Origin of the sequence: Photobacterium damselae subsp. damselae, assembly GCF_038086725.1 — a bacterium.
GTDB lineage: Bacteria > Pseudomonadota > Gammaproteobacteria > Enterobacterales > Vibrionaceae > Photobacterium > Photobacterium damselae.
In genome coordinates, this window is record NZ_CP146970.1 from 2337233 (window position 1) to 2363013 (window position 25781).

The following is a 25781-nucleotide window of genomic DNA, read 5'->3' on the forward strand; positions in this document are numbered from 1 at the left end:
GAAAGAAAAAACCTCAACTAACTTGAAACCTTTCTCTTTACTTTGAAGTTCGGCGTGTTGTACGTTTTTTTGTTGTGCCACTTTTACTGGTTTGTGCTCCTGATTTACGTTGATAGCTACGCTTTTTACCAAACCCTTTTTTGGGCTCAGGCGAAGTTAACGAACGTAAGCTCTCTGGCACCTCGCAGGTTTTGACTTTCTCCATAAGCTGAGTCACTTGAGTGGTCAATGCTGCCATAAAGGGCTGATAAGCATAGTTTCTCTCTGCCATATCTTGTAACTGGTGCTCCCAATGAGCCGTCATATCTGGATACGTTGACTCATCAGGTAGAGCATAAATTAACCCTCTACCGGCATCAGTTGCATGAATAGCCTTACCCTGTCGATGTAATAACTGCCTTTTAAACAAAATATCCAAAATGCCTGCTCGAGTTGCTTCAGTTCCTAACCCATCAGTATCACGTAAAATTTTCTTTAATGAGGCATCAGAAACAAAACGAGCAATTCCCGTCATCGCTTGCAGTAATGTCGCTTCGGTAAACGCTTTAGGTGGCTCTGTCATCTTGTCTTTTATTTCCCCATCACGACAAGTTAAAACGGTGCCTTTATCCAACGGCGGAACTTTATCTGCTAACCCAGCATCATCGCTGTCTGTGGCATCATCGCGTCCTAACAAAGTTCGCCATCCACCAGACATTAACTGACGCCCTTTGGCAATAAAGTGGCCATTGGCAATATCAAACACCAGCTTAGCTTCTGCATAAATAGCCGCAGGGTAAAACTGCATCAAATATTGTCGAGCAATCAATTGATAAATCTTCTCCTCATAACCGTTTAAGCTTTGAGGATTCACAGATTTTGGGGTCGGAATAATCGCATGGTGAGCATCAACTTTTTTATCATTCCACGCTTTTGATTTTAAGCTCAGATTAGCTTGTGCAACGCCATTCGCTAATGCAGGGCTCGTTGTCCCTATCGCTTGGCTGACGCTGTTGGCTTGCTTGTAGTGTTCTAATGGTAAGTAACGACAATCAGAACGGGGATAAGTGATCGCTTTATGTTTTTCATATAAAGATTGGCAGGTTGATAACACGTCTGCCGCACTCATGTTGTAACGTCTTGCCGCATCAATTTGAAGCGCTGACAATGAATACGGTAACGGCGGCGCTTGTTTGGTTTCTTTACGCTCAGATTCTATTACCGTTGCCGGTTGGCCCTTAATGCGTTTCACCACATTTTCGCACAGAGGACGACTCAGTATTCGACCATCTTCATCTTGATATGGCTCACAAGCTTTACTTGGTTGCCACTTAGCTCGAATCTCTTGTTCTTGATAAGGGATCAGAGCAAATACCTCAAAAAAAGGTTTAGGGATAAAATTTGCAATCTCATCATCTCGTCGCGTCACTAAGCCTAAAACAGGTGTTTGTACCCGCCCTACCGACAATACGCCACGATAGCCACCTTTCTGCCCCAATAGCGTATACGCACGAGTCATGTTCATACCATAGAGCCAATCAGCACGAGAGCGCGCTAAGGCCGATACAGATAATGGAATAAACTCTTTATTACTCCGCATAGACGCCAGCGCTTTTTTAACTGCGGCGGGGTTTAAATCAGAAATAAGCAGACGTTGTGCCGCATTTTTTTTACTTTGTGAAACCTTAACATAGTCAATCACTTCATCGACTAACAGCTGCCCTTCACGATCTGGGTCGCCAGCGTGGACAATCTCAGTAGCACTTTTGGCTAATTTCTTGATCACGGCAAGCTGTTGTTTTGCCGCCTTGCGAGGAATTAACTGCCATTTTTCAGGGACTATGGGTAAATCAGCCAGATTCCATTTTTTGTAACGTTCATCGTAAGCATCAGGTTCTACTTGCTCTAGTAAATGACCAATACACCAAGTCACAATATCGCCATTTCCGACCTCAATATAGCCATTATTATTTTTATGAGGCTTAGGTAAAACCGTAGCAATTGCGCGACCTAAACTGGGTTTTTCTGCGATATATAAACGTGACATAAGATAATGAGAGCTAAACTAATATTTGTGTACTGTAGCGAAATATCTAAATGAGAGCAATAAAAACACTGGATGAAAACACAGTACATTCAACACAAGAACTTGCAGCTTGTTACCGATAGGCGTAAGGTATCGCGAAAATTGTATTAGAAACCCTTTTTCATATGACAAGAATCACGACAGTAGGCGTTATTACATTAGTGGCAGCAGTCAGTGCCGCCGCTATTTATAAAGCCAAGGTGCGCAACGATCATCAAGTGGATCTCGCACCTTCACCTATCATGATGGAACAGATTCTCAATAACAAACCCAACTTTGCCGTTATTGATAGTGAAGCTGATAAGAAAAAAGCCTTTTTCCAGTACCTCACCCCAGATATCGTTAGAGAGAACAACGCGATTCTTAAAGATCGTGAGAATTTATTAGCTCTAATGAAAAAACCAGAGAAGATGACTGAGAAAAATGCTTTTCTGATCCGACTATCCAATCATTATGCATGGCCAATGCCAGCTCATGATGAAAAGACATCGGAGCCAATTTCACAACAATGGTTAACCGGGTTACTCGATCGGGTTGATGTTTTACCCGTGCCATTGGTATTGAGCCAGGCCGCTATTGAATCAGGTTGGGGAACATCTCGCTTTGCTGTTGAGGGTGATAACTACTTTGGTCTGTGGTGTTACAGCCCAGGTTGTGGCCTTGCACCATTAGAAGAGAAAGACAGTAAAAATTATCATGAAGTGGCTCGATTTAATTCATTGCAACACGCGGTTGATGCCTATTTCTTAAATATGAATACCAACCCAGAATTCCAACCGCTACGCGACAAACGAGCACAACTTCGAGCAAAAGGCCAGCCATTAACAGCAACAGCTCTAGCACCAGAACTGATTCATTACTCACAAATTGGCCAGCGCTATATCGAAGAAATTAATACGATATTACACCAAGATGGGCATTTTATGTTGGTTCCTGAAGTGCCGAAAAAAGAGCCTACGCCATAAAATAACCCTTGAAAACAAAAAGACCTTGTTACTCATACCAATAAAAATGAGTAACAAGGTCTTTAATATTTCAGCTGTAAACGCAGCGACGATTACTTAGCTTGCGCTTCTAACCACTCTTTCACGGTTTGGTAATCACCACGGAACACAATACGCTCCGCTTTTTTCTCTAATTGATAGGTATACATTGGGTCGTAGTACTGCTCAAGTAGCGGTTGTAACCATGCATAGTGTCCATCAACAGAACCCGTTGCTCGCATCTGAGCCACAGCTTGTTTTTGTGCTTCAACCAGTTGTTCATAGCGCTCATGACCAAGGCGACGATGAATTCCCATCATGCTATGTGATAAGTATTCAGAGAATTCAAACCATCCTTCTTCTTCGCCATGTAATGCGACAAAATCACGTTGCATGCGAATGACATAATCATCCATCAAGCGCTCTAAACGGACATCCATAGGATCTTGGACCACCGCAACTTTCGCTTGTTTCATCTGTTCGTGCAGTGAAACAGGAAGATTTACTGAACCAATATGACGACCTTCATCTTCATACACAAAACTGGTCATGCCGCGATCTAACTTCTTGAACATCTGCACTGCAAGATTGTTCTCAAACGCAATTTGAGTATGTTGCTCTGTAGCAAAACGACCAAATGATGAACCTCGATGATGAGCGGCACCTTCAAGATCAATACCATTTGCCAGCTCATTAACCATAATCGTTTTACCGCTACCTGTATTACCACCAACAATCAACATTGGCATTTCAGCCACTTGATCAATAGTGTCAATCAGAAAACGGCGCAACGCTTTGTAACCACCAACAACATAAGGGTAATCAATTCCAGCTTCTTTTAACCAACGTTGTGTGATTTGCGAACGTTGACCACCGCGAAAACAGTATAGATAACCATTTGGATTTGCTTTACAAAATGCTTTCCATTGAGCAACACGCTGCGCTTTAACATCACCACAAACTAATTCATGACCTAATGCAATTGCAGCGTCTTGTCCTTGCTCTTTATAACAAGTCCCTACCGCTTCTCGCTCACTGTTTGTCATTAATGGAAGATTGGTTGACATCGGGAATGCCCCTTGTTCAAACTCAATCGGAGCTCGCATATCCATTAACGGTACATCATTGACAAATAGTTGACGAAAATCTTCACAGTTTGGACGTGACATTAGCAAACCTCAATCAGTGCAGAGCCATCTTGCTCAAACAGTTCACCAATCGCTTGAAGCTCAATATTATGATGTTTTGCGATTTCCGCAATTTCATCTTCAGAGCCAGGAGCAACCGCTAGTAGTAAACCACCCGATGTTTGAGGATCGCAAAGTAGCGCTTTTTGCTCTGCTGTCATTGGTGCAATTTTATCGCCATAGCTTGCGAAATTACGCTCAGTACCACCAGGAACACAGCCTTGCTCGATATAGTCAAATACACCAGGAAGATGAGGTACTTGATCAAACCATACTTTTGCTTTTACGCCACTGCCTTCACAGATCTCACTTAAGTGACCAAGCAGACCAAAACCGGTGACGTCAGTTAGCGCTTTCACACCAGCAACATCAGCAAAATCAGCACCTGGTTTATTCAGCTTACACATCCAGTCACGAGCCAGACCTTTATGCTCTTCTGCTAACTTAGACTTTTTCTCAGCTGTGGTTAATACGCCAATACCAAGAGGTTTGGTTAAGAACAATTTACAACCTGCTTCAGCCTTGTCATTACGCTTAATGCGATCGGTATCAACAATACCTGTTACAGCTAAACCAAAAATAGGCTCTGGAGCATCGATTGAGTGACCACCAGCAAGAGAGATGCCAGCATCACGGCAAACTGCACGGCCACCTTCAATCACTTTTTGTGCAATTTCAGGGGCAAGAACATTGACAGGCCAACCCAAGATTGCAATTGCCATAATCGGCTTGCCACCCATCGCATAGATATCGCTGATTGCGTTCGTTGCCGCGATACGACCAAAATCATATGGGTCATCAACAATTGGCATAAAGAAGTCAGTCGTACTGATCACTGCAGTACCGTTACCAAGATCGTAAACGGCTGCGTCATCTTTGCTTTCATTGCCAACAAGTAGATTTGGATCAGCAAATGGGGCAATTTGAGTACGAAGGATGGTATCAAGTACCTGAGGAGAAATTTTACAACCACATCCAGCACCATGGCTGTATTGGGTTAGGCGAACATTTTCCATGCAGCGCTCCAGATAAATTTTACAGAGCGGAAGATTCTACTCCTGCCAACAAGATCTGTCACCTTTACATGGGAATCAAGTAAGTTGAATAGTTTGATAAATCTCAAAGAGAGATAAATTACGCAGCAAAAATAATAAAACCGCCAATTTTCAGGACAAATTTACCCGAAAATTGGCGATAAGACTCTCTTCGATAGACGTTATAGGTATTCAACAAACTTAGCTAAGTCTTGTTCATGCACTTTGGCTTCTCGGCATGAGGGGGTACCTAGATACAAAAAGCCCACGATCATATCTTCACCTTGAACACCTAATGCTTCACGCACCACTGGATGATAAGCCCAAGAGCCAGTACGCCAAAAACCAGAAAAACCTTGCGCCACTGCCGCCATTTGCATCGCTTGCGTAGCACACCCGGCAGACAGATGCTGTTCAAAGACTGGCACTTTATGATCCGTGGTAACTTTTGCTACCACAGTAATCACCATTGGAGCTCTAAATGGTGCATTTGATGCTTTTTCAATGACAAAATCGTCTAATTCATCGGCCTTGGCAGCAGAAACCAAAATATCCGCCAATTTTTGCAAACCATCACCTTGAGAGACAATAAAGCGCCATGGAGTTAAACCGCCATGATCAGGGGCGCGCAAACCCGCTCGAAGAATATTCTCCAACGCCTCACCAGATGGTGCTGGTTCAGCCAAGCGTGGCAACGAACGACGATTTAAAAGTAGTGTTAGCGCATCCATAACAACCTCGAATGAAAATGATTCTATTTATCTTGCTTAAGATATCACAAGCTCACTAAGATGCACTACAACTTAGCCGCTAACTCAACCCCTTGGCGAATCACACGTTTAGCATCAACCTCGCCAGCATGATCAGCCCCTCCTATCACATGCACATTCACCCCAAGCTCCTGCAAAGGTTGAACTAAACCATCGACAGAGCGCTGCCCGGCACAAATAATAATATTATCGACAGCTAAAATTCGTTGCTGGCCCTCAACGGTAATATGCAAACCTTGATCATCAATAAGGTCATAACTAACACCACCTAATAGCTCAACCCCGCGCTTTTCTAATGTCCGACGATGAATCCAGCCCGTTGTTCGCCCAGGGCCTTTGCCTACCTTGCCCTTTTTCCGCTGCATTAACCAAACTTGGCGCTGACTGACATAATCATCATAAGGAAATAAACCACCTGGGTGCTCAATACTCTGCTCAATGCCCCAATCTTTTAACCATGCTTCTAAGGTTTGATTTTCTGGCTCAGTTAAAAACGTGGCAACATCGACCCCAATACCACCGGCACCAATCACCGCAACTCTTTGCCCAACAGAGACCTTATCTCGAATAAAACTTTGATAATCAATCACACTCGAATGATCAATTCCAGGGATAGGAGGTATTCGAGGCTGTACTCCTGTTGCAATAATCACTTCGTCATACGCTTTTAATCCATCTAGAGTGGCTTCCTGACCCAGTTTTACCTTCACGCCCATTTGTTCTAATCGACGAGAAAAATACCGAATGGTTTCTTTAAACTCTTCTTTACCAGGGATCTGCATAGCAAGATTAAATTGCCCACCAACAAACTCATTTTTCTCAAGTAAATCGACAGAAAATCCCCTCTCAGCCAAAGCGATCGCACATGCCATACCAGCGGGACCAGCCCCAACAATGGCGACATTTCGCTTTTTCTCTGTTGGCGATAAGATTAATTCAGTCTCATAACACGCTTGAGGATTCACTAAGCAGCTGGCGCGTTTCCCCGCAAACACATGGTCAAGACATGCTTGATTACAGGCAATACAGGTATTGATATCTTCAGCGTGGTTTTGCTCGGCTTTATTAACGAAGTCAGGATCGGCAAGAAAAGGTCTAGCCATAGACACCATATCAGCTTGACCGTGACTGAGAATATTTTCAGCCACTTGTGGTGTATTAATTCGGTTACAAGTCACCAGTGGAATCGAAACATGCTGTTTGAGTTTTTCGGTGACCCAAGCAAAAGCAGCACGAGGAACTTGAGTTGCAATAGTGGGAATTCGCGCTTCATGCCAACCAATCCCCGTATTAATAATTGTCACGCCAGCTTGCTCTAAAGCTTGAGCTAACTCGATAACTTCTTGATGGGTGCTGCCTTGTTCAACCAAATCCAACATCGACAGACGAAAAATAATAATAAAATCAGAGCCAACCCGCTCTCTTACTGCTTTCACTAACTCGATAGGAAAACGAATACGGTTAGTAAATTCGCCCCCCCAACTATCATAACGAGTATTGGAACGCGCACAAATAAACTGATTAATGAGATACCCTTCAGATCCCATCAATTCGACACCATCATAACCAGCTTCTCGTGCCAACTCCGAGCTCTTGGCAAAAGCATCAATGGTTTTCAGAATCTGACGCTCACTCATTTTTGAAGGAGTAAATTTAGAAATAGGCGCTCGAATAGCCGATGCACTTTGCGCAAAAGGATGCATTGCATAACGTCCAGCATGCAATAATTGAAGCGCAATCTTACCGCCATTTTCATGTACTGCATCGGTTATTGTCTTATGAGCACGAGCCGCCCGAGCAGAACTAAACTCGGCACTTAATGGGTGTAATCGGCCTCGAAAATTAGGAGAAAACCCTCCTGTAACAATTAATCCTACTCCCCCCTTAGCGCGAGCAGCATAAAAAGCAGCCAATTTTTTAAATCCATCATGAGCCTCTTCCAGCCCGGTGTGCATTGAGCCCATTAAGACTCTGTTTTTTAGTACCGTAAAACCAAGATCCAACGGTGCTAATAGATGAGGGTATGCTTTATCGTCCATGGCTTCCGCTTCTCTTTATAGTATTGGTCTGACCAGTGTAGACCAAAATAAGAACAATTTTCAAACATTTATTTACATTTAAGAAACATTTTAAAGTAATCTATGAAGAGAGACTTATATCGAGCTCACAACTTAGCAAGTGTTCAATCAAACCATCAATAAATTGCAATTGATTTGTAATACTTAAAAAAACTGTAATTCGCTAGGGAGTAAGTTAGGATATAACAAAATATTAGAGTAATAGAGTTAACATCAGTATTGGGATCATTCATGAAAACCATCTTCAAAGGAATTGGTCGAGTTTGTAAAGCGATATGGAATCTTCTGAGCTTTACTCGTCAGCTTGTTCTAAACCTGATCTTTTTAATTCTGGTTGGCGCACTATTTTTTGCGTTTTACCAAGGTGATAAAGACACAGAGACACAACCACAACCTGGCGCTCTTGTTCTTGACTTATCAGGCCCTATTGTGGAGCAAAAAGATCCGGTCAATCCGATCGATAGCTTATTAAGCGAAGCGATGGGTAAAGAGCCACAACAAGAAAATGTTCTGTTTGATATTGTTGAAGCGATTCGTGCAGCTTCCGGTGATAACGACATTAAAGGGTTAGTGCTGAACCTGCAAAATATGCCAGAAACCAGCCTCACTAAACTTCGTTACATCGCAAAAGCCATCACAGACTTTAAACAATCAGGCAAACCGGTTTATGCATACGGCGATAACTTTTCTCAAAGCCAATATTATCTAGCCAGTTATGCAGATAAAGTCTTTATGTCTCCAGATGGGGCAATTCTCTTAACCGGTTATGGTAGCTATACCTTGTACTATAAGAGCCTTCTTGAGAAGTTAGACGTCACAACTCATGTCTTCCGAGTGGGTACTTATAAATCAGCAATTGAGCCTTATATTCGTGACAACATGTCGGATGCAGCAAAAGAAGCAAACACAGCATGGCTTAACCAGTTATGGCAAGCTTATACCAGTGATGTCGCTAAAAACCGTAATATTGATGCCGCTGAGCTCACACCAAAACTGCCTGACTTTATTGCTGCATTAAAATCAGTTGATGGTGATTTTGCCAAATTGAGCGTTAAACTGGGATTAGTCGATAGCTTAATGACTCATCCTGAAATGACACAGGAATTTGAAAAAACATTTGGTACTGACCAAGACCATAACTTTAATCAAATTAGTTACTACGATTACTTAGCAAGTTTGACCGACATTAACGTACCGTCGAAGAACAAAATTGCCGTAGTAATCGCAAGTGGCGCAATCATTGATGGTCCTCAACGTCCGGGAACCACAGGCGGTGATACAACCGCAGAATTATTACGAGAAGCTCGATTTGATAACAATGTAAAAGCAGTAATTCTTCGCGTAGATAGCCCAGGAGGCAGCGCATTTGCTTCAGAGTTAATTCGAAATGAAGTAGACGCATTACAAAAAGCTGGAAAACCTGTTGTGGTCTCTATGTCGAGTGTCGCCGCTTCTGGTGGTTATTGGATCTCATCAAGTGCCGATAAAATCATTGCCAACCCAACCACAATTACAGGTTCTATTGGTATCTTTGCCGTGATGACGACATTTGAAAAAGGCCTCAATAAGCTAGGTATTTATAATGATGGTGTGGGTACAACACCGTTTGCTGGTGTTGGTGTGACTCGCGCGCTACCTCAAGGCGTTGGAGAGATCTTCCAATTAGGGGTTGATCACGGTTACCAACGCTTTATCGGTCTGGTTAGCAAATACCGTCATATGTCACTGGCTCAAGTGGATAAGATTGCTCAAGGTCGAGTTTGGACTGGTGCCGATGCGAAGCGCTTAGGGCTCGTTGATGAGTTAGGTGATTTTGACACAGCAATCAGTGCAGCAGTTGATCTTGCTAAGATCAATGACTACCAAATTGAATGGATGCAACAACCATTAAGCCCAATGGAAATGTTCTTGCAGCAATTTACGACTGAAGCAAAGACACAGCTATTGACCATGGTTTTGGGTGATATGCCAAAAGCGATTACTCCAGTTACTGAAAAAATCAGTGCCGATCTAACCTCGTTAGCAAACTTTAACGATCCAAAAGGTCAATATGCGTTCTGCTTAAACTGCGGTACTTTCAATTAATGATGTTTTATCCCTAAGTAACTTCAAAGTGTTAGCTTAATTTAGAACCACACTTAGGAAAGACCACATCACCAAGAACCCAGCATTATGTCTGGGTTCTTTCGCTTCATATCAAAGATAAATATCGTATTTGAACACAAATCCAGCGTTGTCATCTTCGATCACATTTCCCATCTTCTATTGAGCTAGCGCAAACAACTTCCCTCGCATCTTCATTCTGTTTCAGTATAATGCGCCCATCTAATCTCAATAATTCTGTACACGATAATGGAAAGAAAACATATCTACATTGCTTACACTGGTGGCACCATCGGCATGCAAAAGTCAGATCACGGCTATATCCCTGTGGCTGGTTTTATGGAAAAACAGCTTGCCAGCATGCCAGAATTCCATCGTGCAGAAATGCCAGAATTTACGATTCATGAATACGCGCCATTGATCGATTCATCGGATATGACGCCTTCTGATTGGCAACGCATTGCTGACGATATCAAAGCAAATTATGACAAGTATGACGGTTTTGTCATTCTTCACGGTACCGATACCATGGCGTATACGGCATCAGCTCTGTCATTTATGTTTGAGAATCTAGATAAGCCCGTTATTGTTACAGGCTCTCAAATTCCTCTTGCTGAACTACGCTCTGATGGCCAAAGTAACTTGCTCAATGCACTGCATATTGCGGCAAACTATCCAATTAATGAAGTTACAGTATTCTTTAATAACAAGTTAATTCGAGGTAACCGCAGTACCAAAGCTCACGCAGACGGTTTTGGAGCGTTTATTTCTCCTAACCTACCGCCACTACTAGAAGCTGGTATTAATATTTCTGTTAGTAACATTGCAGAGATCAATAAAAAACCGGAAGGCCCATTTAAAGTACATAATATTATTCCCCAACCTATCGGTGTAATTACTATGTATCCTGGGATCTCGCCAGAGGTGATCAGAAACACACTGCGCCAACCAGTTAATGCGATGATTTTATTAACTTTTGGTGTTGGTAATGCGCCACAGAACCCAGAGCTTCTAGAGCAACTAAAAGAAGCCAGCGATCGCGGTGTCATTGTTATGAACTTAACCCAATGTTTATCGGGTAAAGTGAATATGGGAGGATACGCAACGGGCTGTGCTCTTGCCGATGCAGGCGTACTCAGTGGTTATGATATGACTCCTGAAGCCGCTCTTGCTAAATTACATTTCTTACTTAGCCAAGATCTTCCAGTCGAAAGTATACGAACCTTAATGCAACAAGATCTACGTGGTGAGTTAACACACTAATTGACCGATTAGCGATTTCAACATTGAGCCGAGTCAACACACTCGGCTTTTTTCTACCAGCAATATAACCTCATTATCACTCAAGCTTCGCTCTGAAAATCTCTTTAGAGTTATCTAATCCCTTTATCTCTTGCTGAAAGTCAGTTTTGGTTTTTATTTTAAGTTCGCCACCTTGGGCAACTGTCATATGTTGAGCTTCTTGATTAAATCGAGATTGATAAATCATCATAGCCTGCATTGCATTGGATCGTTGCTCATCGGTGAGTTGAACCCCATTTGCCCACTTACCAATTTCAACTGCACGGCTAAGTTGCTCATAAACATCAGGGGTCATGGCATCCAGTAAACTGTCCATATTCATATTCTAGTCGTTCTCTATTGTGATCCTTATTTCAGCCTATCCCACCTTCATAAAAGATCAATGTTCACCACCTAAACTGCCACTTAACTCACAACTCTGGTATCAAGATCTAAAAAAATTTGTTTTACATCAATCACTATTAGGCATAAATAAAAAATAACGGCATAGTGTTACTGATTACCTTATAAATATGTTTTGTTCTATGCGCTTCTCGACTGATCGTTATTCACTCTATCAAATTACCGCTGTTTGTTTATGCATTCTTCCGCTACAAGGCTGTTTTGAACGCCATAAAACAACCGATCGACTCTGTCAGGAAAAGCCGCAACTCTGTCACGATCTCAATATTGATGATGGACAGTGTCGGATCCAGCGAACCAATCTTATTTGGCAGCGAAATCGCGTATTATCAGTGCCTAATGATCTTGAACGCCTACAAGAACTCAAAGATCTAAAGAAATATCAGCTTTGTTTAGAGTTTGCAGCTCAAATAGAGCCAATTGATATGAAAGAGCGGAAAACATATCGTATTGATAAATTGCACCAAAGTTACCAATCAGAACAAAAACTTATGGAACAGCTCTTAAACTCTTATGATCCTAATGTTCTTTACTATCGCTGGACCCAAGGAAGCCAAGATGCGCTAGAGCAATTTTTAAAACAAGAAGACAGTGAACAGGTTAAAACCGCAACCCTGCAATTTGGCTATGCTGCGTACTATTCACAGCAGAAAAATTCAAACAAAGCCAAACAACACTTACTTGCAGCACTGAGCTATTTAGAGCCAAACGAAACCATTCAACCACAACTGATTCAAGGCTTAGCCACTTACGCATTTCAAGAAAATGATCTGATTCAAGCTTATATTTGGACCCAAACAGGACAACAACTTAAATTATTTGATGTGTCTGATCAGCGAATGGAACAGCACTTCTCTTTTAGCTCTAAGGAAATATCAACATTAGATAAAGTTGTAGATAAAGTTGTTAATAGCTTATTAGCTGGAAACTTTGAACCTGCATTATTGATAGTGCCTACGTTTAAAAATACATAGACACTTTTTTTGAATATTTACGTGATTTTTTTAATTACCAATACAAATAAAAATAGTTAGAGCACTAACCATTTTTATTCATCAGATTGAGTATTGAATTTTAAGGAAACCGAATTAACACAGTAGCGCTCACCCGTTGTATTAGGTCCATCAGGAAATACATGGCCTAAGTGACTATCACAACTGGCACATCGAATTTCAATCCGCTGCATTCCATGGCTAAAATCGTCTAAATAGCGAATTGCTTGAGCATCAACGGGAGCGTCAAAGCTCGGCCACCCACAACCAGAGTCGTACTTATTTACCGACGAAAACAGTGGGCTACGGCAGCATGTACAAAAATAGATACCGCTTTCTCTATTATGAAGAAGTGCCCCACTAAAAGGCGCTTCGGTACCTCGTTCTCGACAAACTCGATATTCTTCATCACTGAGAATTGTTTTCCATTCAGCCTGACTTTTATTGTTCATATAGTAACCTTCTGTATGACCATTTCTTATTAAGCAGTAAATAAAGTTGGCATTTCATCATTATGTAGCACATACTTTCTGCTCGAAGGATTTTTCTTAGTGTCAAACACAGTTTACTGTTTTTGATCTTGATATTAAAAGATAGCAACGGTTGCGATGGATATTTACACAATATTTGTATAAATTAACGTCGTTGTAGTAGGAATGTAAAAAAAATCCGAATATTTTTTTGACCTCAAGCAATTTAAATTGTTTTTTTGCTTGCAGGCTCACGAATGATTCTGTAATTTTACTACCAGTTATCTTTCATTAGAAATTAAGTTGTGGAGCAACTGTAATGACAATTAAAGTAGGTATTAACGGTTTCGGCCGTATCGGTCGTTTTGTTTTCCGTGCAGCGCAAGAGCGCAACGACATTGAAGTTGTTGGTATCAACGACCTTATCGATGTTGAGTACATGGCATACATGCTTAAGTACGATTCAACTCACGGCCGTTTCAACGGTACTGTTGAAGTTGAAGGCGGTAACCTAATCGTTAACGGCAAAACTGTACGTGTAACTGCAGAGCGTAACCCTGCTGACCTTAAGTGGGATGCTATCAACGTTGACGTAGTAGCTGAAGCAACTGGTCTATTCCTAACTGACGAGACTGCACGTAAGCACATCGAAGCTGGTGCGAAGAAAGTTGTTCTTACTGGTCCATCTAAAGACGCAACTCCAATGTTCGTTATGGGTGTAAACCACGAGACTTACGCTGGTCAAGACATCGTTTCTAACGCTTCTTGTACTACTAACTGTCTAGCACCTATCGCTAAAGTTCTTAACGATAACTTCGGCATCGAATCTGGTCTTATGACTACAGTTCACGCAACTACAGCAACTCAAAAAACTGTAGATGGTCCTTCTGCTAAAGACTGGCGTGGTGGTCGTGGTGCTTCTCAGAACATCATCCCATCATCAACTGGTGCTGCTAAAGCTGTAGGCGTTGTACTTCCAGAAGTAAACGGCAAACTAACTGGTATGGCTTTCCGCGTACCAACTGCTAACGTTTCTGTAGTTGACCTAACTGTTAACCTTAAGAACGGTGCTTCTTACGAAACTATCTGTAAAGCAATGAAAGAAGCTTCAGAAGGTTCTCTAAAAGGTATCCTAGGTTACACTGAAGATGCAGTAGTTTCTACTGACTTCAACGGTGACACTCGTACTTCTATCTTCGACGCAGCTGCAGGTATCGCACTATCTGACAACTTCGTTAAAGTTGTATCTTGGTACGATAACGAAATCGGTTACTCAAACAAAGTTCTAGACCTAATCGCTCACATCTCTAAGTAATTTGTGAAGTCATTAGACTAGAGTTAAGGCGACGCTTCGGTGTCGCCTTTTTTGTATGTAAGTTTTAGGTTTAACATTTTAACTGTGGCTAATAACCCAAAACCATCAAGTTTGATGACAAATCATGTAAGAGACTAACGAGAAAACAAGAACGCTTCCTTCACATATTTAACAAATAAATCTTAATATTAAGATATAATTTTCAACACAAAATAAGTAACTATTGTATTGATGCTTTGCTACGAAAGAGTCCATTTTTATTCAATCTAAGGTCTTGAAGAGATAAACATAAATCCAATATTTGTTTATTAGGGAATAAACCAATGAATCTGCGAAATTTACCTATTATCAATGCCCTATCAGATGCTGTAACCATCTGCGATTATCAAGGCATTCATATTGTACGAATTAACCATCCGATGGTAGAAGCTGGTATCTCACTGCATGGCGGTCACCTAATTTGGTTTAAACCTGCCGCTGAAAAAGATGTTATTTGGCTAAGCGAAAAAGCAGAGTTTGATCCAGCAAAAGCAATTCGTGGTGGTATTCCAGTTTGTTGGCCTTGGTTTGGCAAAGCAGGCACACCTTCTCATGGTTTTGCTCGTAATAGCCAGTGGACGTTAGAGCAACACCGCGAAAATGATCAGGGTGTTATCGTTAGCTTAACTCTAGAAGACAGCGAACAAACTCAAGCGATTTGGCCTCATAAATTCCATAACCGTTTGATCTTTGAAATGGGACGAGAACTAAAAGTTCACCTAACTACCACAAATACAGACAATCAAACTTGGTCATACGGTGGCGCGCTTCATACCTATTTTGATATTGCGAATATTAAGCAAATTGCAATTACTGGTATGGGGGAAGAATATCAAGATAGCACTCAAGATGGCGCTATCTGCCATGGTGACAGTGAACTAACCTTCCAAGCAGAAACTGACCGCGTTTACACACAACCAAATAACATCATTACCATTGATGATAAAGCTAACCAACGCCAGATTAACGTTGAAAACCAAGGTCATAATGCTGCTGTAATTTGGAACCCTTGGCAAGAATTGTCTATCAGTATGGGCGATATGGCTGACGATAGCTATGAGACCATGGTCTGTGTTGAATCCACGATTCATGGACAAGGTGTAACCCTAGAGCCTAATCAAGCACATACCCTAAGTACGATCATCTCTGTTGTAAAATAATTACCTCAGAAAAGAGTAAGCCCCTAAGAATATTTATTATTTTTAGGGGCTTATTATCACTAACTGAACCATATTAATATTCATAGTCTTAAGCCGACATAGTCGATAGCGGTTCAATAAGAACCCATCCATTACCATCTGGATCTGAAAAGGTCGCAAACCGCCCTCCCATAATCGTTATAATTTCTGATAATGCAACGCCTCGTTGACTCAGTTCTTTATGAGTAGACAATAAATCATCCGTTTGCACCACCAACCCTTGCACAGAACCAGCTGCCATGCCACCAAAAGGGGGAACCAAACTGATTGTGGTTTCAGCACCTTTAGGCGCTAATTGAACCCAGCGTTTATGTACGTTAGATTGATGATCTCGAATTAATTCAAACCCAAGAGCATCACGATAAAAAGCCAAAGCAATACTCTGATCAGTAACAGGTATTGAGACAGTATCTACTCGAGAAATGGCCATTACACTCTCCTTGCACATTCAATATCGCGCCAATAAAAATGCGTAATTACCTAATTAGCTTAAGACACTTAATGTGATTTTTCTCACAAAATAAGGCCAGTCTCAAATTTGATTAAGCAAAATAATCTGTGATGAAATTAAGCCATTTTCTATTTATCTGAATTGTGATGATAAAATCACCGCAGTTTACATTCTTATAACCCCATATTTTTACCTTCCATTAATATGACTTAAATTTTTTTGTTTTCAGCTCTATGACAAAAAAATAAAAAAACATGATCTATCTATTAAAACTATAAAACACAGAGAGATAATGCTAGAAAATAACCAAGTAATTTAGCAAATCATCCATTTTAATACTTATTACTGTAATTTTTGACCATTTATCTAATAACAAAAAAATTAAAATTATCTACACTAAAAAGTACCTACATTTTTTTAACAATCAACTTGCATAAGGCATTTTTTAAGAGGATAGTAGGTTTGTGTATAAATTTTGCACAACTGTAAATGTCACAAAGAGATACGAACAATGAATTAAACGATCTTTCACTTAGTAAATCACATTGATCCGAACAGTTTAGGCTTAGAGATAAAGGATGAAATAACTATCGACTTCGCACTTATTCATTGATCAATGAAACGATTCAGGGGGCAGCCATGAGTATTTTTGACCACTATCGTCAGCGCTATGAAGAAGCCAAGGATGAAGAACTGTCATTGCAAGAATTTCTTGATGTTTGTCGAGAAGATAGAAGTGCCTATGTGAACGCAGCTGAGCGCCTACTAATGGCAATTGGTGAGCCAGAAATGATTGATACGGCACAAGATCCACGCTTAAGCCGACTTTTTTCAAACCGAGTTATTGCTCGATATAAGACATTTGAAGAATTTTACGGCATGGAAGAAGCCATTGAGCAAATAGTCTCTTATCTTAAACATGCCGCACAGGGGCTTGAAGAGCGTAAACAAATTCTTTACTTACTAGGCCCTGTTGGTGGTGGTAAGTCATCACTTGCAGAGAAACTCAAAAGCCTAATGCAGAAAGTACCCATTTATATTTTGACGGCAAATGGCGAACGAAGCCCAGTTAATGATCACCCTTTTTGTTTATTTGATAAAAATGAAGATGGTGATTTGCTAAAAAATGAATACGGTATTCCTAAGCGTTATCTTAACTCCATTATGTCACCATGGGCAGCCAAGCGCCTGCACGAGTTTGGTGGTGATATTACTAAGTTCAAAGTAGTAAAAGTCCGCCCATCGATTCTTGATCAAGTCGGGGTGGCAAAAACAGAACCTGGAGATGAAAATAACCAAGATATTTCATCACTGGTTGGTAAAGTTGATATCCGTCAGCTTGAACATTTCTCACAAGATGATCCTGATGCGTACAGCTACTGTGGCGCACTGTGTAAGGCAAATCAGGGCTTAATGGAATTTGTTGAGATGTTTAAAGCACCTCTTAAAGTTCTACACCCTTTACTTACAGCGACCCAGGAAGGTAACTATAACGGTACTGAAGGACTCTCCGCCCTACCGTTTGATGGGATGATCCTCGCTCACTCAAACGAATCCGAGTGGCAATCTTTCCGTAATAACAAAACTAATGAGGCTTTCCTAGACCGAGTCTATATTGTTAAAGTTCCTTACTGTTTACGTATTTCGGAAGAGATGAAGATTTACGAAAAATTACTGCAAAACAGTCAGCTATCAACGGCGCCGTGCTCACCAAGCACCTTAGATATTCTCGCACGATTCTCTGTTCTCTCTCGCTTAAAAGAGCCTGAGAACTCAAGTGTTTATTCAAAGATGCGCGTCTACGATGGTGAAACGTTAAAAGATACCGATCCAAAAGCAAAGTCGTATCAAGAGTATCGTGACTATGCTGGGGTTGATGAAGGAATGAATGGCCTATCCACACGATTTGCCTTCAAGATTTTATCCCGTGTCTTTAACTTTGATCACTCAGAAGTTGCAGCAAACCCAGTACACCTCTTCTACGTACTTGAACAGCAAATTGAACGAGAGCAGTTCCCGCAAGATTTGGCAGATAAATATCTGGAGCATTTAAAAGGGTATCTCATTCCGAAATATGTTGAATTTATCGGTAAAGAGATTCAAACCGCTTATCTTGAGTCGTACTCAGAGTATGGTCAGAATATTTTTGACCGCTATGTCAGTTATGCCGATTTCTGGATTCAAGATCAGGAGTATCGAGATCCTGAAACAGGCCAGCTATTTGACCGTGCAGCTCTTAATAACGAACTGGAAAAAATCGAAAAACCAGCGGGCATTAGCAATCCAAAAGACTTCCGAAATGAAATTGTGAACTTTGTGCTTCGTGCACGAGCCAATCATTCAGGAAAGAATCCAAACTGGACCAGCTATGAGAAGCTCCGTACTGTGATTGAGAAGAAAATGTTCTCAAATACAGAAGAGTTACTACCGGTTATTTCGTTTAATGCGAAAACCTCATCAGAAGAGCAGAAAAAACACGATGATTTTGTCGCTCGTATGATGGAAAAAGGCTATACCCGCAAACAAGTCCGCCTCTTATCTGAATGGTATTTACGAGTTCGTAAGTCTTCATAAGTAACAGCAGATAGGTAGATGGTTTTCAGGATGAAATAAGGGGGAAGCTTATGGCGCATTTTATTGACCGCCGATTAAACGGTAAGAATAAAAGCACCGTCAATCGACAACGCTTTCTACGTCGTCACAAGCAACAGATAAAAGAGTCTATTGCAGACGCGGTAAATAAGCGCTCGATTACTGATGTCGATAGTGGTGAAGATATTAGTATCCCATCACGTGATATTAGTGAACCAAGCTTTCACCAAGGACGTGGTGGACAACGTGATGTTGTCCACCCAGGTAACGACCAATTTATCCCTGGCGATCGTATCGATCGCCCTCAGGGAGGCGCTGGGCAAGGTGGCTCAGGCGAAGGGCAAGCCAGTCCAGATGGTGAAGGACAAGACGAATTTGTATTCCAGATCTCCAAAGACGAATATCTTGATCTGCTTTTTGAAGATCTCGAACTACCAAATTTAGAAAAAAACCAAATGAACCAAATCGTAGAATGGAAAACATTCCGTTCTGGCTACAAGTCACAAGGTGTTCCATCTAATATCGCCATTGTAAAATCTTTACAGAACTCACTGGCTCGTCGAACCGCAATGAGTGCAGGAAAACGACGTCAGCTGCGAGAATTAGAACAAGCACTGGATCTTCTATTTACAACAGAACCTGCTCAGCCATTAGAAGAGGCTCGAATCAAAGAAGAGATAGAAGTGCTGCGTAAAAAAATTCGTAGCGTACCTTTTATTGATACGTTTGATTTACGTTACAAAAACTATGAACGTCGACCTCAACCGTCCAGTCAAGCTGTTATGTTTTGCTTGATGGATGTATCAGGTTCAATGGATCAGGCAACCAAAGATATCGCTAAACGTTTTTATATTTTGCTCTACCTATTTTTAAATCGAACCTATAAAAACGTTGATGTTGTATTTATTCGTCACCACACCCAAGCAAAAGAAGTCGACGAACATGAATTTTTCTACTCACAAGAAACGGGTGGCACCATAGTCTCAAGTGCATTACGTTTGATGGATGAAATTGTCAAAAAACGTTACTCACCGGATGAATGGAATATTTATGCGGCACAAGCTTCAGATGGTGATAACTGGGCAGATGACTCTCCAGGATGTCGAGAGCTGCTTAATAAAGAAATTTTGCCCGTAACTCGATATTACTCATACATTGAAATTACTCGTCGTGCACATCAAACCTTGTGGCGCGAGTATGAAGCACTACAAGCAAGTCACGACAACTTTACGATGCAAAACATTCGTGGTGTTGATGATATCTTCCCTGTCTTCCGAGAACTTTTCAAAAAACAGGTAAGTTAATGACAAATACCAATCTTGCAAAATAGATTGGTATTACCAATACACCCAAACACATGGATGTCACTTTACGTTAAGGGGAATGTATTATGGCCACCAGCACTAAATCAAAAATGCTCAGTGATGGACCAGACTGGACTTTCAATCTGCTTGAGCAATACCATCAAGAAATTAAACGTATCGCTAAGCACTACCGGTTAGATACTTACCCTAACCAAATTGAAGTTATTACAGCCGAACAAATGATGGATGCTTATTCCAGCATCGGTATGCCCATCAACTATCACCACTGGTCTTTCGGTAAACGATTTATTGAAACCGAGCGTGGTTATAAGCATGGTCAAATGGGGCTTGCTTATGAGATTGTTATTAACTCAGACCCTTGTATTGCTTATTTAATGGAAGAGAACACCATTACGATGCAGGCTCTTGTTATGGCGCATGCTTGTTACGGCCACAACTCATTCTTTAAAGGTAACTACCTATTTAAAACCTGGACCGATGCCAGCTCCATTATTGACTACCTCCTTTTTGCTCGTAACTATATTACCGATTGCGAAGAAAAGTATGGCGTAGATGAGGTCGAAAAACTGCTCGATTCCTGTCATGCCTTGATGAATTATGGAGTTGACCGTTATAAACGCCCACAAAAAATCTCTTTAGTTGAAGAAACGGCTAGACAGAAAGCACGAGAAGATTATTTACAGACCCAAGTTAACGCTTTATGGCGAACCATTCCCGTCCATAAAGAGCAGGAGCAAGAAAAACCTAAAGAGCGTTTTCCATCAGAACCGCAAGAAAACATATTGTATTTTATTGAAAAACACGCACCGCTATTAGAACCATGGCAACGAGAAGTTGTGCGTATTGTGCGAAAGGTCAGTCAGTACTTTTACCCTCAAAAACAGACCCAAGTGATGAACGAAGGCTGGGCTACCTTTTGGCACTACACCATTATGAATCACTTATATGATGAAGGACTGGTTTCTGAGCGCTTTATCATGGAGTTCCTTCACAGCCATACCAATGTTGTCGCACAGCCAAGCTATAACAGCCCCTATTACAATGGTATTAACCCTTATGCTTTAGGGTTCGCCATGTTCCAAGATATTCGCCGTATTTGTGAAAACCCAACGGAAGAGGATAAATATTGGTTCCCTGATATTGCAGGTTCTAATTGGTTGGACACAGTCCATTTTGCGATGGAAAACTTTAAAGATGAGAGTTTCATTAGCCAGTTCTTATCGCCGAAAGTGATGCGAGATTTTAAGCTGTTTGCTGTTGATGATAATGACCGTCATAACTATGTTGAGATCAGTGCTATTCACAATGAAGAAGGCTATCGTATGATTCGAGAAAAGCTCTCTTCACAATATAACCTTAGCAATAATGAACCCAATATTCAGGTTTGGAATGTCGATCTTCGAGGTGATCGTTCACTCACCTTACGCTACATTCCGCACAACCGAATTCCACTGGCTGATTCACACAAAGAAGTCATTAAACATCTACATCGTATTTGGGGGTTTGACGTTATCTTAGAGCAAGAAGAGCCCGATGGCCGCGCAAAGATCTTAGAAACCTGTCCTCCTAAAACCAACTACAATACGGAAATATAAACTGCACGCAAAAGAAAAGGGAGAGCTTAATATAGGCTCTCCCTTTACTTATTTAATCTGTAGCTCCAACGAACAAATCGTTATTACTGCTCTTCTTCGTGCATATAGCGCATGATCTCGTCTCGGTGCATAAACCAAATTGCACCACTATCGCGACCATAGGTACGAATACGCTCAGCAACTAATTCAGGCTGCTGATTATCACAATATGCCTGCATATCACGATAGTAACTTAACGCCAACTGGCACGCTTCTGGCTTCATAAAGTAGTAGCCACCAACACGAGTGTAGATTTTGCGAAGGCCATTAATGGTCAGAACATATAAGGTATTGTTTGAACACTTCGCCATGCCTTGGAACATGCGGTAGTCATAAAAGTTAAATGCACGAGCGCGACAAATTGCTTCACACAGTTCAGGATCATCCTTACCGTATTTATCGACAATTTTCTTCACTTCTTGTAGCAACTCAACTTTGTCTTCGTTCTCTTCAATAAATTCCGCAAAGCTCTCTGCTGCAAGCAATTTCTCACATGACTCGATCACATGCTGAATTAACTTGCTTGACTCTTCTGCATTACCTTTAACGGCATAACGCATAAAAATGCTACTGATATCAGTACGAGCTGCCAGTAGATCCGTTAATACTCGTTGTACATCCTGTCCATCTAGAGTAATCAGCGTATCTAAAATATTAAGACCCGACGTATCCATATAATTATTTACGCGGGTTGGCTTACCGTGCTGAATGGTCAACCACCCATCACGAGCAAGACGCTGCAATACTTCACGTAAAGTCGTACGAGTTACACCAATCAATTCAGAAAGCTCTCGCTCCGCAGGTAAGATAGATCCCTGAGGAAAGTGATTATTCCAGATGCTTTCGATAATATATTTTTCTGCAAATGTTGCTGGGCTATCTGCCTTTATAACCATTTAACTATTATCCAATTTGCTTCTTGCTTATATTTATATTGACTCATCATACCACTAGTTTTGCCATATCCCCAAACTACTTCCATTATCCTTTTTGTCGCAATTGGCCAAGATGAATATCTACAAAATGTAAACTATAAAGCATAATATTTGCGCAACTAATAACGCAAATTAGTGAACTTAGTTTGATGTTACGCAACATTCCCTTACACTTTTGCCGTTATATTAATCAGCTGAGTGTCTGGCACATTATTGCTCCCATTTTTGTGATGTAATTTTAAGAAAAGAATTAAGTTCAAGTTATTCTCTTGACTGATCTAGATCAAAAGGTAGAGTAACAGGACATGAACTTTGGGAGTGAAATGGATGTGACTGCCTGCTTTAAGTTAAACACCATATTTACCGCTTAATTCAAGTAATAACCTTACTATTGAAGCAGTTAAAGCATCACAACTTATGGTTTTTAGCTTAAAGGTCTCAATAATTCATCGTTACCTACTATTGCATGGAGCAATGTAAGTAACTCGGCCTATTGATTACTTAAGGTACTGCAGCCAGTTCTCTGTATTAACACATAATTATAAGAGACCGATTACATGGCTATATCTCTAGGGAACGCCTTTATCAAAAATTTCCTCGGTAAGGCGCCCGATTGGTACAAAGTTGCAATTATTGCATTTTTAATTATTAACCCTATTGTTTTCTTCCTTGTTGATCCTTTTGTTGCTGGTTGGCTTTTGGTAGTTGAATTTATCTTCACCTTAGCCATGGCACTGAAGTGTTACCCGCTCCAACCCGGTGGCTTACTGGCTATTGAAGCCGTTGCGATTGGGATGACTAGCCCCGAGCAAGTAAAACACGAATTGGTTGCCAATATTGAAGTTCTACTGCTACTTGTATTTATGGTGGCAGGTATCTACTTCATGAAGCAGCTGCTACTGTTTATCTTCACCAAGATCTTAATTGGCATTCGATCTAAAGTCTTACTGTCATTAGCATTTTGTGTCATGGCTGCATTTCTTTCCGCTTTCTTAGATGCTTTAACTGTTATTGCGGTTGTTATTAGCGTAACAGTTGGTTTTTACAGCATCTATCACAAGGTAGCTTCCGAACAAGATCCAAATAGCCAGCATGACCACACCTCAGATGAAAATGTGCAGGAAGTAAGTCGTGATGACCTAGAAAACTACCGTGCTTTTTTACGCAGCTTATTAATGCATGCTGGTATTGGTACCGCTTTAGGTGGTGTAACAACCATGGTTGGTGAGCCACAGAACTTGATTATTGCCGATCAAGCTGGCTGGCAGTTTGGTGAGTTTATTATCCGCATGGCTCCAGTGACAGTGCCTGTATTTATCTGTGGTCTACTCACCTGTATTTTGGTCGAAAAGTTCCACTTGTTTGGATATGGCGCTCGGTTACCTGAAAATGTACGTAAGATCTTAGTTGATTTCGATAATGAAGAACGTAAAAGTCGCACTAACCTCGATTATGCCAAGCTAATTATCCAAGTTGTAATTGCGGTATGGTTAATTGTAGGTTTGGCTCTGCACCTTGCAGCAGTAGGCTTAATTGGTCTTACCGTGATTATTCTGGCGACATCATTTACGGGGATCACTGAAGAGCATGCACTGGGTAAAGCGTTTGAAGAAGCACTACCTTTTACAGCGTTATTAGCGGTATTTTTCTCTATCGTCGCCGTTATTATCGACCAGCATCTGTTTGCGCCTATTATTCAATGGGTACTGAGTATGGAAGGCAGCACTCAGCTCACCATGTTCTATGTCGCAAATGGTATTTTGTCGATGGTATCAGATAACGTCTTTGTTGGTACGGTATACATCAACGAAGTTAAAGCGGCTCTGCTTGATGGTGTCATTACTCGCGATCAATTCGACATGCTAGCCGTAGCAATCAATACCGGAACGAACCTACCATCGGTTGCAACACCAAATGGTCAAGCGGCATTCTTGTTCGCTCTAACTTCGGCAATTGCACCACTAATTCGTCTTTCTTACGGTCGTATGGTCTATATGGCACTGCCGTATACAATTGTACTGACATTAGTAGGTCTTGCAGGTATTGAGTTACTTCTTGTACCAATGACCCATTGGTTCGAAGCCATTGGCTGGTTAACCGCTCCTGCAGCAGAAGCCATTCAAGCTGTTGTCCCTGCGGCTCATTAAGAAGCAAGAGTTTTAGACTAGGTAACAAAATATCATAAGGCCAGTTTACTTATTTCTGGCCTTATGATTGAATCTTTGCCAATTTCAAAGGTCATAGATAAATAGTTACCTAAGAGCAAAAACCTAGTAGCTTCAATTAATTAGTTATATATGATTACCCAACCAATGATGCTCTACCTAAACAGGAAGCATTGGTGTTCCAATACCAGAGAATGACATAATGCAACTGATGCAATTTTTTAACGCCTATTCAAAAAGCCGTAAAGCTTGGCTGACCCTATTGTTCTGTATCATCTTTTTTGAAGGCTGCGCCCTATTTTTTGAACATATCATGGGACTTGCACCTTGCGTTATGTGTATTTATGAACGTGTAGCAATGATGGGGATTGTCGTTGCAGCTCTAATTGGTTTAATTGCGCCACAATACCCTTATTTCCGCTGGTTAGGTTTAGCTGGATGGGCATACAGTGCGTTTCGAGGATTTGAGTTAGCTCAAGAGCATGTTGGTTATCAGTTTAATCCATCACCATTTGCAACCTGTGACCTCTTCGTAAAATTTCCAGATTGGGCACCTCTAAACCATTGGGCTCCTTGGATGTTTGAAGCTTATGGCGATTGCTCAAAAGTAGTGTGGAGTTTCTTAGGCCAATCAATGCCACAATGGCTAGTGATCATCTTTGCTGCGAACCTGCTGGCATGTGCTGTGATGATTTTGGCGCAGTTTTTTAATAAGAAAGCTTAAATAGAGCCAATAAAAT

General features: G+C 41.1%; 20 protein-coding genes. 11 read left to right on the top strand and 9 right to left on the bottom strand.

The window, feature by feature from the left end; genetic code table 11:
- Window positions 1-37 precede the first annotated feature (37 nt).
- On the bottom strand, window positions 38-2026 hold the full coding sequence (locus WAX86_RS10390) for a DNA topoisomerase III (RefSeq protein ID WP_341488754.1): 1989 nt from the start codon (window positions 2024-2026) through the stop codon (window positions 38-40).
- A gap of 164 nt (window positions 2027-2190) precedes the next feature.
- Between WAX86_RS10390 and WAX86_RS10395 the strand changes: the two genes are divergently transcribed.
- On the top strand, window positions 2191-3030 hold the full coding sequence (locus WAX86_RS10395; RefSeq protein ID WP_341488755.1) for a glucosaminidase domain-containing protein: 840 nt from the start codon (window positions 2191-2193) through the stop codon (window positions 3028-3030).
- 92 nt (window positions 3031-3122) lie between these two features.
- On the opposite strand, the gene mnmH is transcribed toward WAX86_RS10395, so the two are convergent.
- The 4 genes from mnmH to WAX86_RS10415 form a co-directional block, all read right to left on the bottom strand.
- Complete coding sequence (gene mnmH, locus WAX86_RS10400) at window positions 3123-4217, bottom strand: tRNA 2-selenouridine(34) synthase MnmH (protein WP_341488756.1); 1095 nt, start codon at window positions 4215-4217, stop codon at window positions 3123-3125.
- Window positions 4217-5251 carry a selenide, water dikinase SelD gene (gene selD / locus WAX86_RS10405; protein WP_065171081.1) on the bottom strand — a complete coding sequence of 345 codons (1035 nt, stop codon included), beginning with the start codon at window positions 5249-5251 and terminating at the stop codon, window positions 4217-4219. The genes mnmH and selD overlap by 1 nt, the downstream gene beginning before the upstream one ends.
- Before the next feature lie 200 nt (window positions 5252-5451).
- Window positions 5452-6000, bottom strand: coding sequence for an NAD(P)H nitroreductase (locus tag WAX86_RS10410; RefSeq protein ID WP_065171082.1), 549 nt, complete (start codon window positions 5998-6000; stop codon window positions 5452-5454).
- Between the two features lie 65 nt (window positions 6001-6065).
- Window positions 6066-8078 (bottom strand): NADPH-dependent 2,4-dienoyl-CoA reductase, encoded by a 2013-nt coding sequence (locus WAX86_RS10415; protein WP_341488757.1) that lies wholly within the window; start codon window positions 8076-8078, stop codon window positions 6066-6068.
- Window positions 8079-8348: 270 nt separating this feature from the next.
- Here WAX86_RS10415 and sppA point away from each other — a divergent pair, with 270 nt between their 5' ends.
- Window positions 8349-10202, top strand: coding sequence for a signal peptide peptidase SppA (gene sppA / locus WAX86_RS10420; RefSeq protein ID WP_341488758.1), 1854 nt, complete (start codon window positions 8349-8351; stop codon window positions 10200-10202).
- Between the two features lie 267 nt (window positions 10203-10469).
- On the top strand, window positions 10470-11483 hold the full coding sequence (gene ansA, locus WAX86_RS10425; RefSeq protein WP_065171085.1) for an asparaginase: 1014 nt from the start codon (window positions 10470-10472) through the stop codon (window positions 11481-11483).
- 76 nt (window positions 11484-11559) lie between these two features.
- On the opposite strand, the gene WAX86_RS10430 is transcribed toward ansA, so the two are convergent.
- Window positions 11560-11844, bottom strand: coding sequence for a YeaC family protein (locus WAX86_RS10430; protein ID WP_044174998.1), 285 nt, complete (start codon window positions 11842-11844; stop codon window positions 11560-11562).
- Between the two features lie 202 nt (window positions 11845-12046).
- Here WAX86_RS10430 and WAX86_RS10435 point away from each other — a divergent pair, with 202 nt between their 5' ends.
- Window positions 12047-12898, top strand: coding sequence for a DUF2989 domain-containing protein (locus WAX86_RS10435; protein ID WP_081313157.1), 852 nt, complete (start codon window positions 12047-12049; stop codon window positions 12896-12898).
- A 74-nt stretch (window positions 12899-12972) separates the two neighbouring features.
- On the opposite strand, the gene msrB is transcribed toward WAX86_RS10435, so the two are convergent.
- Entirely contained in the window at window positions 12973-13368 is a 396-nt protein-coding gene (gene msrB, locus WAX86_RS10440) for a peptide-methionine (R)-S-oxide reductase MsrB (RefSeq protein ID WP_341488759.1), read from the bottom strand.
- Between the two features lie 337 nt (window positions 13369-13705).
- On the opposite strand from msrB, the gene gap reads away from it, so the two are divergent.
- Both gap and WAX86_RS10450 read left to right on the top strand, forming a co-directional pair.
- Window positions 13706-14701, top strand: coding sequence for a type I glyceraldehyde-3-phosphate dehydrogenase (gene gap / locus WAX86_RS10445; RefSeq protein ID WP_044174993.1), 996 nt, complete (start codon window positions 13706-13708; stop codon window positions 14699-14701).
- A 323-nt stretch (window positions 14702-15024) separates the two neighbouring features.
- Window positions 15025-15900: a D-hexose-6-phosphate mutarotase gene (locus WAX86_RS10450; protein WP_065171086.1), complete on the top strand. Its 876-nt coding sequence runs from the start codon at window positions 15025-15027 to the stop codon at window positions 15898-15900.
- 88 nt (window positions 15901-15988) lie between these two features.
- Here the strand turns inward: WAX86_RS10450 and WAX86_RS10455 are convergent, their stop codons facing one another.
- The gene (locus WAX86_RS10455; RefSeq protein ID WP_065171087.1) at window positions 15989-16369 is read right to left on the bottom strand and encodes a VOC family protein; all 381 of its coding nucleotides are present in this window, start codon (window positions 16367-16369) and stop codon (window positions 15989-15991) included.
- Window positions 16370-17029: 660 nt separating this feature from the next.
- On the opposite strand from WAX86_RS10455, the gene WAX86_RS10460 reads away from it, so the two are divergent.
- From WAX86_RS10460 to WAX86_RS10470, 3 genes are all read left to right on the top strand, one after another.
- Window positions 17030-18964 carry a PrkA family serine protein kinase gene (locus WAX86_RS10460; protein WP_065171112.1) on the top strand — a complete coding sequence of 645 codons (1935 nt, stop codon included), beginning with the start codon at window positions 17030-17032 and terminating at the stop codon, window positions 18962-18964.
- A 50-nt stretch (window positions 18965-19014) separates the two neighbouring features.
- On the top strand, window positions 19015-20286 hold the full coding sequence (locus WAX86_RS10465) for a YeaH/YhbH family protein (protein ID WP_065171088.1): 1272 nt from the start codon (window positions 19015-19017) through the stop codon (window positions 20284-20286).
- An 86-nt stretch (window positions 20287-20372) separates the two neighbouring features.
- A complete protein-coding gene (locus WAX86_RS10470) occupies window positions 20373-21902 on the top strand; it encodes a SpoVR family protein (RefSeq protein ID WP_068969113.1) in 1530 nt (509 codons plus the stop codon).
- A gap of 83 nt (window positions 21903-21985) precedes the next feature.
- Here the strand turns inward: WAX86_RS10470 and fadR are convergent, their stop codons facing one another.
- Window positions 21986-22837 carry a fatty acid metabolism transcriptional regulator FadR gene (gene fadR, locus WAX86_RS10475; protein ID WP_036763447.1) on the bottom strand — a complete coding sequence of 284 codons (852 nt, stop codon included), beginning with the start codon at window positions 22835-22837 and terminating at the stop codon, window positions 21986-21988.
- A gap of 596 nt (window positions 22838-23433) precedes the next feature.
- Here fadR and nhaB point away from each other — a divergent pair.
- Both nhaB and dsbB read left to right on the top strand, forming a co-directional pair.
- Window positions 23434-25023, top strand: coding sequence for a Na(+)/H(+) antiporter NhaB (gene nhaB, locus WAX86_RS10480; protein WP_065171090.1), 1590 nt, complete (start codon window positions 23434-23436; stop codon window positions 25021-25023).
- Between the two features lie 220 nt (window positions 25024-25243).
- The gene (gene dsbB / locus WAX86_RS10485; protein ID WP_065171091.1) at window positions 25244-25765 is read left to right on the top strand and encodes a disulfide bond formation protein DsbB; all 522 of its coding nucleotides are present in this window, start codon (window positions 25244-25246) and stop codon (window positions 25763-25765) included.
- Window positions 25766-25781 lie beyond the last annotated feature (16 nt).